The sequence below is a fragment of the Gemmiger sp. An194 genome (assembly GCF_002160145.1).
Classification (GTDB): domain Bacteria; phylum Bacillota; class Clostridia; order Oscillospirales; family Ruminococcaceae; genus Allofournierella.
This window is the reverse complement of sequence record NZ_NFKA01000029.1, coordinates 1-18016: the sequence shown is the minus strand read 5'-3', so window position 1 is coordinate 18016 and position 18016 is coordinate 1. Positions and strand designations below refer to the sequence as shown.

Annotated in this window: 17 protein-coding genes; 6 read left to right on the top strand and 11 right to left on the bottom strand. The window is 63.4% G+C overall.

What is annotated here, in order from left to right:
- The first annotated feature begins 163 nt into the window (after positions 1-163).
- The gene (locus B5F28_RS13540) at positions 164-1456 is read left to right on the top strand and encodes a hypothetical protein (protein WP_087296371.1); all 1293 of its coding nucleotides are present in this window, start codon (positions 164-166) and stop codon (positions 1454-1456) included.
- A 94-nt stretch (positions 1457-1550) separates the two neighbouring features.
- Here B5F28_RS13540 and B5F28_RS13535 read toward each other — a convergent pair whose 3' ends face one another.
- Genes B5F28_RS13535 through B5F28_RS13525 form a run of 3 tightly spaced genes read right to left on the bottom strand, consistent with a single transcriptional unit; the run spans position 1551 to position 2841 of the window.
- A complete protein-coding gene (locus B5F28_RS13535) occupies positions 1551-2012 on the bottom strand; it encodes a hypothetical protein (protein ID WP_087296370.1) in 462 nt (153 codons plus the stop codon).
- A 23-nt stretch (positions 2013-2035) separates the two neighbouring features.
- Positions 2036-2491 carry a hypothetical protein gene (locus B5F28_RS13530; RefSeq protein ID WP_087296369.1) on the bottom strand — a complete coding sequence of 152 codons (456 nt, stop codon included), beginning with the start codon at positions 2489-2491 and terminating at the stop codon, positions 2036-2038.
- Positions 2488-2841, bottom strand: a complete 354-nt coding sequence (locus B5F28_RS13525) for a PadR family transcriptional regulator (protein ID WP_087296368.1) — start codon at positions 2839-2841, stop codon at positions 2488-2490. Before B5F28_RS13525 ends, B5F28_RS13530 begins: the two co-directional genes overlap by 4 nt.
- A gap of 190 nt (positions 2842-3031) precedes the next feature.
- Between B5F28_RS13525 and B5F28_RS13520 the strand changes: the two genes are divergently transcribed.
- Complete coding sequence (locus B5F28_RS13520) at positions 3032-3814, top strand: ATP-binding cassette domain-containing protein (protein ID WP_087296367.1); 783 nt, start codon at positions 3032-3034, stop codon at positions 3812-3814.
- Between the two features lie 85 nt (positions 3815-3899).
- Here B5F28_RS13520 and B5F28_RS13515 read toward each other — a convergent pair whose 3' ends face one another.
- The 8 genes from B5F28_RS13515 to B5F28_RS13480 all read right to left on the bottom strand — a co-directional run bounded on the left by B5F28_RS13515 (position 3900) and on the right by B5F28_RS13480 (position 12987).
- Positions 3900-5306, bottom strand: a complete 1407-nt coding sequence (locus B5F28_RS13515; RefSeq protein WP_158097607.1) for a CotH kinase family protein — start codon at positions 5304-5306, stop codon at positions 3900-3902.
- A gap of 4 nt (positions 5307-5310) precedes the next feature.
- A complete protein-coding gene (locus tag B5F28_RS13510) occupies positions 5311-5982 on the bottom strand; it encodes a DUF4956 domain-containing protein (protein ID WP_087183935.1) in 672 nt (223 codons plus the stop codon).
- A gap of 22 nt (positions 5983-6004) precedes the next feature.
- A complete protein-coding gene (locus tag B5F28_RS13505) occupies positions 6005-6694 on the bottom strand; it encodes a polyphosphate polymerase domain-containing protein (protein ID WP_087296365.1) in 690 nt (229 codons plus the stop codon).
- Positions 6684-7856 carry an anti-sigma-I factor RsgI family protein gene (locus B5F28_RS14925; protein ID WP_206423089.1) on the bottom strand — a complete coding sequence of 391 codons (1173 nt, stop codon included), beginning with the start codon at positions 7854-7856 and terminating at the stop codon, positions 6684-6686. The genes B5F28_RS13505 and B5F28_RS14925 overlap by 11 nt, the downstream gene beginning before the upstream one ends.
- A 130-nt stretch (positions 7857-7986) precedes the next feature.
- Entirely contained in the window at positions 7987-8955 is a 969-nt protein-coding gene (locus B5F28_RS13495; RefSeq protein WP_087296364.1) for an anti-sigma-I factor RsgI family protein, read from the bottom strand.
- Positions 8952-9683, bottom strand: coding sequence for a sigma-70 family RNA polymerase sigma factor (locus tag B5F28_RS13490; RefSeq protein WP_087296363.1), 732 nt, complete (start codon positions 9681-9683; stop codon positions 8952-8954). The genes B5F28_RS13495 and B5F28_RS13490 overlap by 4 nt, the downstream gene beginning before the upstream one ends.
- A 312-nt stretch (positions 9684-9995) precedes the next feature.
- Positions 9996-11738, bottom strand: coding sequence for an aryl-sulfate sulfotransferase (locus tag B5F28_RS13485; RefSeq protein ID WP_087296362.1), 1743 nt, complete (start codon positions 11736-11738; stop codon positions 9996-9998).
- Between the two features lie 235 nt (positions 11739-11973).
- Positions 11974-12987 (bottom strand): zinc dependent phospholipase C family protein, encoded by a 1014-nt coding sequence (locus B5F28_RS13480; RefSeq protein ID WP_158097606.1) that lies wholly within the window; start codon positions 12985-12987, stop codon positions 11974-11976.
- A gap of 414 nt (positions 12988-13401) precedes the next feature.
- Between B5F28_RS13480 and B5F28_RS13475 the strand changes: the two genes are divergently transcribed.
- The 4 genes from B5F28_RS13475 to B5F28_RS13460 all read left to right on the top strand — a co-directional run.
- Entirely contained in the window at positions 13402-14610 is a 1209-nt protein-coding gene (locus B5F28_RS13475) for a phosphoglycerate kinase (RefSeq protein WP_087296360.1), read from the top strand.
- Between the two features lie 95 nt (positions 14611-14705).
- A complete protein-coding gene (tpiA, locus tag B5F28_RS13470) occupies positions 14706-15473 on the top strand; it encodes a triose-phosphate isomerase (RefSeq protein ID WP_087296359.1) in 768 nt (255 codons plus the stop codon).
- Positions 15474-15542: 69 nt separating this feature from the next.
- Entirely contained in the window at positions 15543-17063 is a 1521-nt protein-coding gene (gene gpmI, locus B5F28_RS13465; protein WP_087296358.1) for a 2,3-bisphosphoglycerate-independent phosphoglycerate mutase, read from the top strand.
- Positions 17064-17223: 160 nt separating this feature from the next.
- The coding region (locus B5F28_RS13460) for a murein hydrolase activator EnvC family protein (RefSeq protein ID WP_143424755.1) at positions 17224-18016 on the top strand (793 nt) is incomplete at its 3' end.

Here is an 18016-nt window from a genome sequence, read left to right as displayed (position 1 = left end):
TCCGAACCGGTTTTCCGATTCGGGGCCGCTTTTTGCGCCCTTGCTCCGGAATTTGCAGTTTCGTTACATCTCCTTGCATACACCGTGCCCCGCAAAGGGCTATACTGGGGCCAGAAAATAAGCCGGGAGCATCTGCTTTTTCCGGCAAAAGGAGGCCCTTTTTATGAAACGAGCAAACCGCCTGACCGCCCTCCTCACCGCCTGCCTTCTGCTGGCGGGCTGCACCGCCGCGTCCCAGTCGGTCAGCCTCCCGGCCCGGAGCAGCGCCCCCGCCCAGAGCAGCACCCGGAGCGCCGGAGCCAATCCGGACCTGGCCGGGCTGGAGCTGCAGGTGCTGCCCGAAATGAGCGCCGTCACCGCCGAGGGGCTTTATACGGTGGACATGCTTCCCCTGCCGGACGGTTCCATCCGCATCCTGTACGGGGATTTTGCTTCCTCCAGCCTGCATCCCCTGTGCAGCCTGCCGGGCTGTGACCACACCGGGTCGGAGTGTCAGGGCCGTCTGATGGCTTACGGCGGCATCCGCCCCATGGTCATCGGCGGGCGGATTTTTCTGGTTCTCCCCGGCGCGCCCGACTTGGCGGACGAACACGGCGAAGCTGCTCTGGCCGGGGTCATGACCATGGAGCCGGACGGCAGCAGCAAGGCTCTGCTCACCCGCTTCGGGCCCACGCAGCAGTTGAAGGACCCCTACCTCACCGACGGCAGGGACCTTTACTGCACCCTGGAGACCGCCGAAGCCGAGTGGCTGAAGCAGGAGCTGATCCGCGTGGAGCTTGCCACCGGGGAATGGGAATCCATTTACCAGATGAGCGCAGAGCACTCCGAACAGCTGATGAGTGCCTTCGGCTCCTGCGTTCTGCTGAGCAGCCAGAACGCCGTTCAGGGCAAGCTGGTTATGACTCTGGCCCAGCTGGACCTTTCCACCGGGGAAACGACCCAGGTGCCCGCCCCGGACCCGGACGATACCACCATGCTTGTCCAGGGGCGTCAGATCTATTATTACTCCTTTTCGGAAAACGCCCTCCACGGCCTGGACTGGCTCACCCTGGAGGACCGGGTGCTGAAGGAAAATCTGTTCGAGGGCGGCGCGGGCGAGGGCTTTGTCAACCTGCTGGACTGCCGGGACGGCTTCGCCCTTCTCTCGCTGTTTCTGCCGGATTCGGAACAGGCGCTCACGGTGCGGGTGGACCTGAACAGCGGCGAGAGCGCCGACTTCTCGCTGCTGAGCACCACCATCAGCGGGCCCGGGCGGCCGGTGCGGATTCTGGCCGGCATCCCGGGAACCGACCGGTATCTGGTGGAAATGGGTGAGCAGGCCGTGGATTACCCCACCAAAGCCTCGGACGGCACCTCCACCGTGGTGAAGGCCACCCGCCCCCTTTACGGCCTGATCGACACGGCGGACTACTGGAGCTCCTCCCCCGATTATCAGACCCTCGCCTACTCCGACTGACCCCATACACAAAACAGCGCGGCCCCGAATCAAAACCGATTCGGGGCCGCGTTTTCGCGTTTTATTTTATTTGAGGGAGCGGTCCGGGGACGCATCAGGCCAGCACGCCGTTGGGGGTGCAGGTGATGGTCACCGTGGGGGAAACCTTTTTGCCGGTGGTGGTCTTCTGCACCACGCCCCGGGCAATGGCCGCGCTTCCGCTGGGGGAGGGATCGTTGGCGATGAGCTTCCAGATGTCGACCTGCTTGTCGAAGGTGGCAGTGGCCGCGGTGCAGGTGGCGGTGCTGCCGTTGTAGGTGAAGCTGGCGTGCAGGGTGTAGGTCCACTGCAGGGTGCCGCTCTCGTAATAATCAAAAGCCTTATGGCCGTTTTTGGAACCGGTGGCCCGGGATGCGGCATCCTCGTAGACGGTGATCACCGCGTAGGCTCCGTTGTCGTACTGCTCCACCGTGCGGCTGACCACACGGCTCTCGTCCCCGGCGGCAAAGGCCGGAACACAAACGCACACACACAGCAGCGCTGCCATCAGAACTGCACAGATTTTTTTAAATTTCACAAAAAACGCCTCCTTATTCTGACTCATTCTCCAATCGGACTCGTGGTCGGGAGCGGCCTCGTGTCCTCCTCGATACTGCTCAGGTTTCCGTAGCCCGGGTAGCAGATGTAGTCGATCGCAAGCCGCGCGCAGTAAAACACGCCGTAGGCCAGCGCCAGTGCGACCAGCATCGCAGCCAGCACCCTGCGCCAGCGGTAACAGGTCAGCTGCCGGTGCAGCTGCTCGCCCTCCATGTTTTCCAGCACATTGGCGGCAAAGGCCTTCGGTGTGCCGAAATGGGCGCAAAGCTCGTTCATCCCGGCCCGGGGATGCTCCTCCAGATAGAGCAGCACCGACTCCTCCAGCTGGCTGAGAACCGGCCTGCGCAGTGCCGCCGGGCAGAAAAGGCTGCGCTTCACCCGCCCGCAATACCTTCGGCACAGCACCTGTGCCTGCAGGCCGGGGGCCTGTGCCGAAGAATGATTCATGCTGCTGTTCATACCGGTTCCACCTCATTCATTCCACAGGATGTGAGTATGCCGCGAATGCCTTCCTGCATGGAAAGATATTCCGCCACGCTGCTTTGCAGATAGTCACGCCCGGCCGCCTCCAGATGGTAATACATCCGGGTGCGCCGCCTGCCCACCTGCTGTTTGGTCACAGTGATATAGCCCTTGTCCTCCAGCCGGTAAAGGGTGGGGTACATGGAACTCTCCTGCAAGATGAACTTCCCGCCGCTGCGGGCCTGCAATTCCTGCGACATCTCATACCCGTACATGTCCCGCTGGGCCAGCAGGCTCAGCAGCACAAGCTCGGTAACGCCGCGCTTCAAGTTTTCCGATACTCCCATGGGGCGTCCTCTTTTACTTTGTTGAATCAACAGCCTTATCATACTGCAAAAGCTATGTGCCGTAAATACTATTCGTGGCAAAGTATTGTTGACATTTTTATTGGCCTGTGCTATTTTGATGTCAGAGAAAAGGCGGTCAGACCGGCAGCTTCCGGCTTGACCCACCGGCCGCCCTCGAGGTGAACCTTCCATGACCCAGCAAACCAATCCCGCCCCCTGCCTTGCGGTGGAGGGGCTTGAAAAAAGCTATTCGATCCGGGGCGGCCGGTTTGGCCGTCCCGCCGCCAGAAAACAGGCCCTGGCCGGGGTAAGTTTTTTCCTCGGACCGGGCTTTTACGGTCTTTTGGGGCCGGGCGGCGCGGGCAAGACCACTCTGGTCAGCCTTCTCACCGGCAGCCTGAAGCCGGACGGCGGCACCGTGCACTGGTGCGGCCAGAGCGTGCGCATGCCGGACAGCCGCTTTCGCCGTGCGGCGGGCTGCATCCCCCGGCAGCAGCCCCTTTCCGACAGCTACACCGGCCGCCGGTTTCTTTCCGGCCTCTGCGCGCTGAAGGAGATCCCCGCCCGGGAGGTGCCCGCCCAGGTGGAGCGGGCGGCGGAATGGCTGGCCCTTTCCGACGAGCTGGACAAACGGCTGGCCGCTTATTCCGGCGGCATGAAGCAGCGGCTTCTGCTGGCCGGCGCCCTGCTGGGAGACCCGAAGCTGCTGCTTCTGGACGAGCCCGCCGCCGGGCTGGAGCCGCCGGAGCGGCTGCGGCTGCAGCACCTGCTGGCCCGGCTTGCCGCCGACCGGATCGTGCTGGTGGCCACCTCCGCGGCAAGCGATGTGGAAACAGCCGACGGGATTCTGCTGCTGCAGGATGGCCGGCTGGTGGACCAGGGCCCGGCAGAGGCCCTGATCGCCGCCCATGCGCCGGGGCAGGACCTGACGGCGGTGTACCGGGCGGTGTTCGGCGAGGAGCCCGGCCGGTGAATCCCTCCCTATAACCAAAACAACGCGGCCCCGCACCCGGAAGCTTTCCGGGCGCGGGGCCGCGCTTTCTTTTTTGATTTGCCGGTCAGTGCACGCCGTCCGCCAGGTCGGCGATCTCGCCCAGGTCCGGCAGCCAGACCGACGAGGCGTCCACATAGGGGCCGCCCCATTCCTCCCGCTCCTTCCAGGTGGAGGGGATTTCCCCTTCCAGCTGGCCCCGGGCACTCTCGGCCCGCAGCAGGCAGAAGTCGGTGAAGGTGTCCACCCCGGTGCGGAAATCCTCGTAGGAGCAGAAGGCGGTGGGGTCCCGCTGCACGTAGGGGGCGATCATCCGGGCGGTGGCGGCGGTCTCGGCCGCAAAGCGCCCGCTCTCAAAATATCCGCTCAGAAATTCGTCGAAATACCGGTGGTAGGCGGCAAAGCATTCGTCCTGCTTCATCACCTGATGGTAGAGCGGCCGGTTCTGCATCACCTGGCCGGTGCCGGGGGTGTCGATGGGATAATTCACATACAGCTCCGCGTCGTTCACCGGGTCCGGCATGCCCAGCGAATAGGTGGCGAAGGCCAGGTTATAGTCCCAGGGCAGCATGCTCAGCCGCCCGTCTTCCTCGTAGAGAAAATAGTTGTGACCGGTGCGGCCCAGGTAGCTGTCCAGATTGACGGTGAACACCTGCACCACAAAGTACCGCAGCACCCGGTCCAGGTCCACCGCCTTTTCCAGCTGCTGCCCGGTGGAAAGCTGCTCCAGCGCTTCGATCAGCCGCTGCTTGTCCGCCGGGGTGGGGTCGAACTTGGCGGTGCGGAAGATGTTGTCGTAGTTTTCCTCCTCCGGGCCGGTGTAGCGCAGGGCCACGTCCGGGTTTTCGTCGGAAAGGCGCTTGTAGTCCGGCTTGTACAGCTGGCCGTGGCCGGGGCCGAAGCTGCGGCGGGCAAAGGCTTCCTCCGGCTCCTCCACCGCAAGGAACAGCCCCCAGTCCTGCCCGTTCACCGTCACCCACACGTAGCTGCTCAGGGGCGCGGGCACCCCCATGTAGTCCATCATCCGGTAGGCGGTGTGGTTTTTCAGGTAGCTGTTGTCCTGAAAGGAGCAGTCCAGCGAGAGCTTGTCCAGCCCATGGTAGCTGGCCCCGGTCTGGTAGTGGTCGAATTCCAGCTTCAGGCTGTAGCGGGAAAGTCCGTATTCCTCGATCAGCCGCCGGGAGTTGTTGCCCTTGGCCCGCAGGCCCGCCTGCTCGAACCGCTCGCCGTCCACCACCACCGTGCAGGGGGAATACTCCTCCTGTGGGGCAGTGTCCAGAAAGGCCTGCCAGTCCTCGATCTGAATGTCGATGGTGTGCACCCGATCCGCGTCGAACAGCCGGGAGGCGTAGGCCGGGTCGCTGTGGGTGGGGCGGATGCCCAGCGCCTCCCCTCGCCAGAGCACCCCCGCCAGCACCAGAGCCAGGGCCATGGCGGCAAGGCAGATGCGGTCGATGTATTTGTGGCGCAGCATGGCTTCACCCCATATAGTCCCCGTTGTAGGATACCAGCACCGCTTCCTCCACGCCCTCCATGGCGGCCAGCTGCTCCACGAAGGAGGCATCCTCCTGCCGCAGCCGCACCTCGTAGTTCAGCTCGGTGCCCCGGGCGCTCACGGTCTTGCTTTTCAGCGAGTGGGCGGCCACCGCCTCTTCCAGAAAAGCGGCAGCGGCGCGGGCGGCGGCGTCCCCGGCGCAGTGCAGCACCAGAATGTAGGGCCGGTCGGCGCTTTTGCGCCCGGCGAACACCACCAGCACCAGCCCGATGAGCAGGCTGCCCAGCACCGCCAGCGGCACAAAGCCCGCCGCCAGCACGATGCCCGCCGCGATGCTCCAGAACAGAAAGGCGATGTCCATGGGCTCCTTGATGGCGGTGCGAAACCGCACGATGGACAAGGCGCCCACCATACCCAGCGACAGCACCACGTTGCTGGTGACTGCCAGAATCAACAGGGTGGTGATGAGGCACAGGGCCACCAGCGTGACCCCGAAGCTGGCGGCGTACATCACGCCGCAGTAGCTTTTTTTGTAGATGTAAAAGATGAACAACCCCAGCGCCAGAGCCAGCGCCATGGCCAGCAGCATATCCAGCGGGCTGACCGCGGCGGAATTGTCCAGAAAGCTGGAACGGAAGATATCCTGAAACGTCATAAAACCCCTCCCGGCTCACCGCTCATTCCCATTTGCGGCAGGCCGCGTATTTGGACCATGCCCCCGCCCGTCGGCCGGGCACCTGCACGGCCATGCGCACCAGATCGGGCAGAAAGGCGTCGTATTTTACCTCCAGAATGGTGCCCCCCGGGGCCACGGTGCAGGCAAGGGCCTCCGGGTCCAGAAAATCGGCGGGCCCGTTGCCCCGGCGCAGCGCCCGGTCCAGAGTGATGCGCACGTTGCCCGGCCGGTACACAAAGGCCTGCCGGTCGTAGCGGACCACGGTGCGCGGGCGCAGCCCGGCGCGCATCTTGCTGTACAGCTCCACCAGCAGGGGCCGGCCGCTGTGCAAGAGAAAGTCGATCTGCCCGGCCAGCAGCCGCCGCACCTCGTCCTCGCTCAGCCGGGCGCTTTGCTTCTGGCACAGGCCGTTTTGCTTGCTCTTTTTTTCCAGCCGCAGAAAGCCGGTGTCCTGCCCGTAGTACCGCAGCCTGAACTTTTCCCGCCGGTCCACCCCGTCCAGCTTCTGGCGCAGGGCGGTATCGGCGGGGGTGTCGAAGTAGAGACTGTTCACCCGGTACACCCCGCCCGGCCCGGCGTGCCGGTCGGCCTCAAACAGCCGCTCCAGCCGCCGGGTGAGCACCCAGTCCTCCTGGGGGGTGATCCAGTGCTTGTATTCGTGCCGCCAGACCGGCGGGCGGTCAGTCGTCATAACCGGAATCTCCGCCGTCATCGTAGCCGGAGTCGCCGCCGTCGTCGTAGCCGGAATCGCCGTCATAGCCGGAGTCGCCGCCCGGTGCGGGAGCCGGGGCAACCGGAGCGGGTGCGGGAGTGGCCGGAGCGGGAGCGGGAGTGGCCGGAGCGGGAGCCGGGGCCGGGGCCACGGTGGGCGCGGGGGCGGGAGCCGGAGCGGTGTAGCCGGAATCACCGTCGTCGTCGTAATCGGTCACGCCGTCGTTATTCGGGCCGTAGTCGGTGTCGTTGTAGTCGGTCACGCCGTCGTTGTTCGGGCCGTAGTCGGTATCGTTGTAGTCGGTCACGCCATCGTTGTTCGGGCCATAGTCGGTATCGTTGTAGTCGGTCACGCCGTCGTTGTTGGGGCCATAGTCGGTGTCGTTGTAATCGGTCACGCCGTCATTGTTCGGGCCGTAGTCGGTATCGTTGTAGTCGGTCACGCCGTCATTGTTCGGGCCGTAATCGGTGTCATCGTAATCGGTGGTGCCGGGGGCGGGAGTGGCCGGGGTCGGGGTGGCCGCGCCGCCGGAGCGCTGGGTCTCGGCATAATCGGTGATGCCGTCATTGTCCGGGCCGTAGTCGGTGGCGCCGTAATCGGTCACGCCGTCGTTGTCCGGGCCGTAATCGGTGTCGGCGTAGTCGGTCCAGCCGTAGTTGCTCTCGCCGTCCACCTCCACCGGGCTGGACAGCTGCTGGGCGGCGGTGTAGGTCTGCACCTGCTCCACGATGTCGCTGAGGAAATCATCGGCGGGCAGGCTGGAGCCCCGGGCCACCTCCAGGGTGATCTGGCGGTTCTCGCCCTCCACCTCTTCCACGAAGTAGCCGGCCTCGTTGATGCGTGCCACCAGCTCACCGATCACGGCCTTGCACTCCTTGCCCTCGTAGCCGGTGTAGCCGGTCAGGATCTCCTTGCCGTCCGGGTTGCGGCCCTCCAGGCTGGTGACCATGCCCTTGTCATCGTAGCGCACGGCGATCTCCGGGTTCACCTTCAGATAAATCACGCCCCCCTGGCTCAGGGCCGCGGGCGCGGCGGCGGTGGCGGTGCTCTGGGCGGGCTTGGAGCAGCCGGCCAGCAGGCACACGGCCATGGAAAGCGCCAACCCGGCGCCGAGCAGTGCGGTCAGTTTCTTTCTGGTCATACCATCGTCTCCTTTTTCCTGTGATTTGTTGTTTTATGGTTTCTTCAGCCTTTCTCCTGGCTTCTGACACAGATTACGCAGCCCGTGGGGGCAAAACCGGGGTCGAAAACGAAAAAATTTTAAAACTTTTTCAGTCGTCCCCGTCGTAGCCGGAATCCTGCTCCGGCTGGTCCGGCTGGTCATAGCCGGAATCGCCCTGCTGGGGCGCATCGTAGCCCGAGTCGCCGCCCTGCGGAACCGGGGTGGCGGGCACTGGGGTGGCGGCGGGCACGAGGGCCGCCGTGGGCGCCGCTGCCTGGCCGGAATCCCCATAGCCGGAATCGCCGGTTTCCGGCGCGGGAGCCGGGGCGGCGGTGGGTGCTGTGCCGTAGCCGGAATCCCCCTCCTCGCCATAACCCGAGTCGCCGGCCTGAGGCGCAGTGGTGGCAGCAGGCGTGCCGTAAGCAGAATCCCCGTAGCCGGAGTCATTGGGGGCCGGGGAAGGCACCGCCGTGGGCGCGGCGGTGGCGGCAGGTGCCACCGGGATGCTCACGCTCTGGCCCACCTGCACCGTGACCCGCAGGTTCTGGTATTGCAGGTATTCCTCCAGATGGGCCTGCAGCGCCTGGTTGGTCTGGCGGGTCCAGTCCTCATCCTCCGCCTCCAGGTCGATGGTGATGGCCCCGCCGGGGGCCAGATAGCCCATGGCCACCGCCCGGTCGATCAGCTCGTCGGTCACCTGGTCCAGATGCTTGCCCTTCCAGTCGTAGCCCTCCACCAGGGCCTGGCCGTCCGGGTTCACACCCTCCAGCCCACGGGCCACGCTCTGCCGGTCCACGTCGATGCGCACCTGGGGGTTGATGGTCAGATACACCGAGGCATAGGGGGTAATGGGCGCCCGCAGCAGCACTGCCGCCATCAGCACCAGGCAGGCGGCCGCCAGCACACCCGGCAGCCAGATCAGCACCCCCTTGCTTTTGGGGGCGCGGGTGCGCATGGGCACGATGTGCTCCACCGTCTGGCCCGGTTCATAGTGCAGGTTGGCGGCCCGCACGAAGCGGCCCTCCTCATCCAGCAGGATGGCGTAGCTGGGCCTTGCCTCCATCACAAGGTATTTCATGCGGGGCGTTCACCTCCTTGCGGCGCCAGCATCTGGCAGATGTGCCCCCGGATGATCTCGTAGCCGTTGGTGTGGATCAGAAGAAGGGCGGTGATGTATTTGCGGTGCCGTTCCAGCGTTTTGCGGGCCGCGCCGGAGCCCTCGCACAGCCGGGTCAGGGGCAGCTTTCTGGTGCGCAGCAGCTCCTCCAGCAGCTCGGGATGCTCCCGGGCGTAGCGCACCGCCTGCCTGCAGGCCTCCAGCGTGCGCTGCTGGCGGGGGCAGTTTTCGGCCACATCCGAAAGAGCGATGCCGAATTCGGCTATGGTCGCGGTCAGCTCCCGGATCTCCGCCTGGGTGGCCAGCCGTCCCTCGGCGGCGTCCACCGGGTTTTCCGGGTCGGCCAGCCGCTCGCCCAGGGTCTGGCCCTCCTCCGGCCCGGGCTGGTCCAGCCGGGCGTGGGGGGCGTGGCGGCGCTCCCGGCGCTGCTCGTCCCGCACCCGGCTGCGGATCACCAGAGCCGCATACTGCAAAAAGCTGCCCCGGACCCGGCTGTAGCCCCGGATGGCCTCGTGAAAGGCGATCATCCCGATGCTGAAGGCGTCGTCCTGCTCGGTGCACAGGCGGCCCAGCGCCCGGCTGGCCTGGGCCTTGATGAAGGGCTGGTATTGCCGGATCAGTTCGTCGGCGCGCTCCAGGCTGGTTTTGGCCTGAGCCACCTGCTCCAGAATGGCGTGGTCGGTCTGCATAGGGTGGTCGTTCCTTTCCCCGGGCGTGGTATTACAGAATACGAAACGGGCGGCGGCAAAACCGGGGCCGGGCCGCTCATTTTCCGGTTTTTTTCCATCATACCAAGGCCCCGGGGCGCTTGTGGGCCTCCCGGCCTGGTTTTTACCCAGTTTTTCGCTGCTCTTTACCCGGCTTTTACCTTGGGTCAAGCTTCTTTTTCGCCCTGTCAGCCGCTTCCCTTCCCCTTAACCGGACGCAGCAAAAAAGGCCCCGCACCCGGAAAGCTTCCGGGCGCGGGGCCGCTGTTTCTTTTTCTGCGTTTAACCTTTGTTTTAACGGAACCAGTAGCCCACGAAGTCGTCCTTCATGACCCGGTAGCCGTTCATCATGCTGTGGTACTGGAACTGGCGGATCAGGTTGCCCTCCGCGTCGTACTCGCCGTAGACCTGAGGCACGCCGCTGTTCACCACATAGTTGCCGCCCTCCAGCAGCTGCACGTTGGACACCACGCTGGAGTAGGGCACATCGAAGGACCAGGCCAGCTGGAAGGTACCCGCGTTCTCGTCCACCAGATAGTAGTAAACGTGGCTCACGATGCTCTCGTCCTCGGTGAGGGCCTGACCCACCGAATCCGGCAGGCTGGGGGTGTATTCGGTGCGGGTGCTGTTGGCCCAGTAGTTGTTGTCGAACATGCGCAGGTAGTACTGACCCTCGGGCAGGCTGTCATCGTAGATCACGGTCACGTCATGCTGGCCGTACTGGGTGGTGAAGTCGCCCTGCTGGGTCAGGCTGTACTGGGCAAACTCGGTGCCCTCCCAGAAGGCATCGTCGCCGATCATCCAGTCGATGGCGGACTCCTCGTGCACGTTCTTCACCTTGAGGATGGTGGAGGTCTCACGGGAGCTGACCACCACCGCGTCCTCCTCGGCCAGATACTGCACCGAGTTCAGGTGCAGCCAGTCCCACAGGCCGGCCTGCCAGAAGAAGGAGCTGTTGGCCGCCACCTTTTCGGTGGTCACAAAGTAGCTGTTCATCAGGGCGCTGAAATCCACCAGCAGGGTCACCTCGCCGGATTCCATGTTGATGGAGATCAGCTGGTCCTCCACGGTCTCGCCCTCGGTGTTGGTGGCCAGGGCCACCAGCTCGCCGTCCGGGCCCCAGTTGAAGTCGTGATGCAGCTCGAAGCGGCCCAGGTCATACACCTGCAGCACCTGACCGATGCGGCTGATGCGGGCGATTTTATTACTGCCCACGCAGGCCAGGATCTGGTCGCCCAGGCTGAGGATGCGGTCGGAGTGGTAGCCGTCCAGCAGCATCTCGTAGCGCAGGATGCCGTTGTTGTCAAAGAAGAAGGTGTAGCCGTAGTAGTCGCTCAGGCCCATGGCGTAGAACAGGCCCTCGCTCATCTCGGCGGTGCTGTCGCCCTCGGTGGCCTCCAGCCGGTTGGCGTGGCCGGAGGTGGTCTCGGGTATCTGGATGGTGAAGGTGAAGCTCTGCTTTACCTCGCCCTGCCTGTTCACCGCCTCCAGCGTCACCTCATTTTCCAGCCCGGGCACAAGGCCGATGAGCAGAAATTCCTGCACCTTGCCGAATTCCTGGGCGGAGTTGGCGGTGGCGGTGTAGGCGGGGATGCTCTCGTCCTCGGTGGTGACGGTATAGCGGATCTGGCAGTTGGTATCGGTATTAAAATACAGATACAGGCCGTTGGACCCGGTGCCGAAGGGATTCAGCACCGCCAGCGGGGCCTCCATGGTGAACTCGCCCCCGGCCATCATGGTCATCAGGCTCTGGGCCAGGCGCTGCTGCACCTCTTCGTTGTAGTAAGTAAAGCCCTCCTGCTCGTACTCGCCGGGCAAAATCTGGGCCACCTCAATGCTGGCCTCCACCGGCTGGCGGTACATCTGCACATTGATCTCGTCGTCGGTGAAGGTGTAGGTGCCGGTCTCGACCTCCCATTTGTCCCGGGTGCGCTTTTCGCCGCCCACCAGATACTTGGAGACCACCAGCACGCCGGCGAGAACCACCGCGGCCAGCACGACCAGAACGGCCGCCCCCACAAGGATCTTCTTTTTCATGGTGCAATCCTCTTTCTCATTTTTTCATTCTGTTTTATTCCTGTCTCGCGGCGCTCCCCCCTCCGGGGCAGCCGCGCAGATATTATACAGCGTTTGTCGCCTTCTGTGGGGGCTTTTTTGCGGTTTTCATCGGTTTTTCAAAATTTTTTGCTCATTCTTCATCTTCCCATGACCAAAACGACAAAAAGGCCCTCTTTCCGAGCCGGAAAGAGGGCCTTTCGCATCCGAATATTCTTCACCGCACACCGCTTGCCGCCGGGGCGGGGCTGGGCGCTTCGGTCTGGCCGGCCGCCACCGCCCGCTCCAGCCGCTGGAAGTTCGCCGCCAGCACCCGGTCGTCGTGGTAGTTGGTGTCGCCGGTCATCACGAGAAAGCGCACCGGGTCGTCCATCTGGGGCAGCAGCCACACCGCCAGCCGCAGCCCCTTGCAGAACAGCTCGTCAAAGCTGTCGGTGAACAGGCGCTGGGGCTTCCAGGGGTCCCGCCAGGGGGCATGGGCCAGATTCATGGGGTCCGGCATGCTGCTGGGACCGTCGGTGATGAACTTGGCCGACAGCAGCGGGAACTTCATCACCTTGTTTTCAAATTTTTCCACCATCTGCCGCCGCTGGGCATTCGGGTCGTGCAGCAGGCTGGACTCCAGCGAGGCCATCACCATGGCCCGGCGCACGAAGGCCGGCCGAAAGGGCGAGCGCACCGGGAACAGATCGCCCAGCGTGCCCTGCAGCACCCGTGCCAGATACTTGCTCACCAGCTGGCTTTCCGCCTCATTCAGCCGGAACACCTGCTCCTGGCGCAGCCGGGTGTAGCTGTAGCCGCACTGGGCCATGTACCAGGCGTCGATGTCGCTTTCCAGCGCGGCGTGGCGGCCGTAGTAGCGGGCGCTCTTGTGGGCCGGGTCGTAGCCGGTGCGGGCGTACACAAAGGTGTGGCACACGCTGTCGCACACATAGTGGCAGTAGGCCCCCGCCAGATAGGCAAGGCAGACCTCCCGCTCGGGCCCTGACTCGGGCAGGCAGGCGAACATCTGCAGAAACAGCGCCTTGATGCGGTGGTTGTGCAGATAGGCCCCCAGGTTCCGGTGGTTGGAAAAGGCCAGCCGCAAAAAGTTATAAGTAAACAGGTCCGGCCCCTGGCACCCCAGGAAAAAGGCCCGGGAATGCCGCTGAGCGGCCCGCTTGGCCCCGCAGTCCGGCAGACGGGCCAGGGTGCGGGCGCCGAACACACAATGGGTCACAAGGCCCGGCATACGCATTGCCTCCTTTGCTGTGAAGAAAAGCCGCCTTGCGGCGGATGAAACCGCGTTCCGGGCACCCCGGGCAGAACACCCCCGGTGCCCTTATACTTTTATTGTATCACATTTGCCGGGGCTCGGAGCAGCTTTGCCAATTCTTTTCAGGTTTTTTGCCTGCCTGGTTCCGCTTTTCCTCCTCTTTCGATTTCTTTGCCGTTTTTTTACCTGCGAAACGCAAAAAAGCGCATACCGCCCAGATTTTGCGGCCGGAAGGGGGCGTATTTCGTTAAAAGAGTAACAAGAAAAAACTTGCGTATCCGGCCTGTTTTGATTATAATAAAGGCAGGTATGACAAGGCGGTCATTTGTGCATCCCGCACAAGCGGCCGTTCCCTTTGGGATACTTTCAAAAATGAGAGGAGAAAGAACAATGGGCTTAGGTAAAAAAACCGTTGAGGAACTGGACGTTAAGGGCAAGCGCGTTCTGGTGCGCTGCGATTTCAACGTTCCCATGAAGGAGGGCGTGATCACCAACGATAACCGCATCGTTGCCGCCCTGCCCACCATCAAGAAGCTGATCGAGAATGGCGGCAAGGTCATCCTGTGCAGCCATCTGGGCAAGCCCAAGAATGGCCCCGAAGAGAAGTTCAGCCTGGCTCCCGTGGCTGTGCGCCTGAGCGAGCTGCTGGGCAAGAACGTCGTGTTCGCCAATGACGACACCGTTGTGGGCGAGCAGGCCAAGGCCGCTGTTGCCGCTATGAACGACGGCGATGTGGTTCTGCTGCAGAACACCCGCTTCCGCAAGGAGGAGACCAAGAACCTGCCCGAGTTCAGCGAAGAGCTGGCCAGCCTGGCTGACTGCTACGTGAACGACGCCTTCGGCTCCGCTCACCGCGCCCACTGCTCCACCGCCGGCGTGACCGACTACATCAAGGACACCGCTGTTGGCTACCTGATGGAGAAGGAGATTCGCTACCTGGGCAACGCCGTGAACGATCCCGTTCGTCCCTTCACCGCCATCCTGGGCGGCGCCAAGGTTGCCGACAAACTGAATGTTATCAGCAACCTGCTGGAGAAGGTGGACACCCTGATCATCGGCGGCGGCATGGCCTACACCTTCCTGGCCGCCAAGGGCTACGAGGTTGGCACCAGCCTGGTGGACACCGAGAAGCTGGACTACTGCAAGGACATGATGAAGAAGGCCGAGGAGAAGGGCGTAAAGCTGCTGCTGCCTGTTGACACCGCTGTGGCCGCTTCCTTCCCCGATCCCATCGACGCTCCCATCGAGGTTCAGATGGTTGCTGCCGACGCTATGCCCGCCGGCATGATGGGTCTGGACATCGGACCCGAGACCGAGAAGCTGTTTGCTGACGCCGTGAAGGCCAGCAAGACCGTTGTATGGAACGGCCCCATGGGCGTGTTCGAGAACCCCACCCTGGCTGCCGGCACCCTGGCCGTTGCCAAGGCCATGGCCGAGTCCGACGCCACCACCGTGATCGGCGGCGGTGACAGCGCTGCTGCCGTAATGCAGCTGGGCTTCGCCGACAAGATGACCCACATCTCCACCGGCGGCGGTGCTTCTCTGGAGTACCTGGAGGGCAAGGAGCTGCCCGGCATCGCCTGCATCCAGAACGCCTGATCCTTTGAAAAAAAGCCTCAGTCGCCCCCCTTGTGCCGGGCGGCTGGGGCCTTTTCCAGTGTGTTACAGAATTCATAAAGTGAGGGTATTTTACCATGGATAAAGCAAACCGCAAGGCCATCATCGCCGGTAACTGGAAGATGAACAAGACCGCCACCGAGGCTGTTGAGCTGATCGACGCTCTGATCCCCGCCGTGAAGGATGCCGACTGCGAGGTCGTGATCTGCACCCCCTTCACCACCCTGGTCACCGCTGTGGAGAAGACCAAGGGCACCAACATCCATGTGGGCGCCGAGAACGTGCACTTCGAGAAGAGCGGCGCGTTCACCGGCGAGATCAGCGCCGACATGCTGGTCGACCTGGGCGTTGAGTACGTGATCACCGGCCACTCCGAGCGCCGTCAGTACTTCGCTGAGACCGACGAGACCGTGAACAAGCGCACCCTGGCTGCTCTGAACGCCGGCCTGAAGGTGCTGGTATGCGTGGGCGAGAACCTGACCCAGCGCGAGCAGGGCGTGACCGAGGAGCTGGTCCGCATGCAGACCAAGATCGCCCTGAACGGCGTGAGTGCCGAGCAGATGGCCAACGTGGTCATCGCCTACGAGCCCGTTTGGGCCATCGGCACCGGCAAGACTGCCACCAGCGACCAGGCTCAGGAAGTCTGCGCTGCCATCCGCAAGGTGCTGGGCGAGCTGTACGGCGAGGCTGTTGCCAAGGCTACCACCGTTCAGTACGGCGGCAGCATGAACGCCGGCAACGCTGAAGAGCTGCTGGGCAAGCCTGATGTTGACGGCGGCCTGATTGGCGGCGCTTCCCTGAAGGCCGACGCTTTTGCCACCATCGTGGCTGCTGCCAGCAAGTAAGCTTTTTGTTATAACGCGCCGTCTTTGGGGCGGCGCGTTTTTTACAGTTTTGATAAGGAGTAATCCATTATGTCTAAGAAACCCCTGATGCTCTGCATTCTGGACGGCTTCGGCTGGGTGCCCAACAAGACCGAGGGCAACGCCATCGTCGCCGCCAAAACCCCCAATCTGGACAAGCTGTTCGCCACCTGCCCCTACACCACCATCGGTGCCTCCGGCATGGACGTGGGCCTGCCCGACGGCCAGATGGGCAACAGCGAGGTTGGCCACACCAACATCGGCGCCGGCCGCATCGTGTACCAGGAGCTGACCCGCATCACCAAGGCCATCCAGGACGGTTCCATCCGCTCCAACGAGGCCATTGTGAACGCCATGAAGGCTGCCATCGAAAACGGCAAGGCCATCCACATGATGGGCCTGCTGTCCGCCGGCGGCGTTCACAGCCACATCCAGCACCTGTTCGGCCTGCTGGACATGGCCAAGGACATGGGCGCCAAGGAGATCTACGTGCACGCCATCATGGACGGCCGTGACGTTCCCCCCGATTCCGGCAAGGGCTACATCGACGAGCTGCAGGCAAAGCTGGACGAGCTGGGCGTGGGCAAGATCGCTTCCATCTCCGGCCGTTACTACGCCATGGACCGCGACAACCGCTGGGACCGCGTGGAGAAGGCCTACGCTGCCTTCGTATACGGCGAGGGCGTGAAGGGCACCCCCGCTGAGGTGATGGCAAACAGCTACGCCGAGGGCGTGACCGACGAGTTCGTGGTACCCGCCGTGACCTGCGAGGGCGGCCGCGTATCCGAGGGCGACACCGTGATCTTCTTCAACTTCCGCCCCGACCGTGCCCGTGAGATCACCCGCACCTTCGTGGACGACGCGTTCAACGGCTTCGAGCGCAAGAACGGCCGTTTTGCCGTAAACTATGTCTGCTTCACCCAGTACGACGCCACCATGCCCAACGTGGAGGTTGCCTTCAAGCCCCAGAGCCTGACCAACGTGATGGGCGAGTATCTGGCCAAGTGCGGCAAGACCCAGCTGCGCATCGCCGAGACCGAGAAGTACGCTCACGTGACCTTCTTCTTCAACGGCGGCGTGGAGGCTCCCTTCGAGGGCGAGGATCGCGCCCTGATCGCCAGCCCCAAGGTTGCCACCTACGACCTGCAGCCTGAGATGAGCGCCTTCGAGGTTGCCGACGAGTGCGTCAAGCGCATCGAGAGCGGCAAGTACGATGTGATCATCCTGAACTTCGCTAACTGCGACATGGTTGGCCACACCGGCATCTTCGAGGCCGCTGTGAAGGCCGTTGAGGCTGTGGACACCTGCGCCGGCAAGGTCATCGACGCGGTTCTGGCCGCCGGTGGTCAGGTTCTGCTGACCGCTGACCACGGCAACGCCGACCAGATGCGCGAGCCCGACGGCGCTCCCTTCACCGCTCACACCACCAACCCGGTTCCCTTCCTGGTGGCCGGCGCCGGCGATGTGAAGCTGCGCGAGGGCGGCGTTCTGGCCGACATCGCTCCCACCATGCTCAAGCTGATGGGCCTGGCTCAGCCGGAAGAGATGACCGGCAAGAGCATCATCGAGTAATTTCCCGGTTTTTCTGCCCCCCGCGAATTCGCGGGGGGCTTTTTTCACAGTTTTTTCAACGTTTCGTGCGAGACAAGCTCCCCCTTGACGGTGTATGATTAAAATGATAGAATAGTGTGATTTTTGCGTTATTAACCCACCCGTAAGGAGGGATTTTCACATGAACAAGCACCGCTTTCTGCGCGCGGGCGCAGCCTTCACCGCCGCTGTGATGCTGGCGGGCACTCTGGTCTTTGCCCAGGACGAGGTGACCGAGGAGGACATCAAGGACCTGCAGAACAAGGTGGAGCAGGCCCAGGACCAGGCCCAGCAGGCCGCCCAGGATGTGCAGGACGACATGGACGCCAAGGCCCAGGCCCAGCTGCAGGCCCAGATGCTTCTGAATCAGATCAACAGCCTGAGCGACGCCCAGGCGGATATCCAGGACCAGATCGCCCAGTGTGAGGAGCAGATCACCGCCACCCAGCAAAGCTACGACCAGACCATGGAGGAATACAAGGCCCAGCTGCAGGCCATGCAGAAGCTGGGCGATTCCGGCGGGGTGTCGCTGCTGCTGCAGGCCAGCAGCCTGTATCAGCTGCTCACCTTCTCCTCCAATCTGCAGCAGCTGAGCAGCTACACCGACGGCCTGCTCACCGAGCTGCAGACCCAGAAGCAGGCTCTGGAGGACCTGACAAGCGAGCTGGAGGGCAAGCGCACCACCGCCGCCGAAAACCAGCAGCATCTGGAAGAGACCCGCAAGGAATACCAGGCTCAGGTGCAGAAGCTGGACAGCCAGATCTCCGCGGGCACCGCCGAGCAGATCGCCTACGAGGCGGAGTACGAGATGCGCAAGGAGGAGCTGCAGGCCGCCGAGGCCCAGCTGGAGCAGCAGATCGCCGACGCGCTGGCCAAGGCGGAGGCCCAGGCCACTCCCTGTCACTTATACACATCACCCAGCCAACGAGACTCAT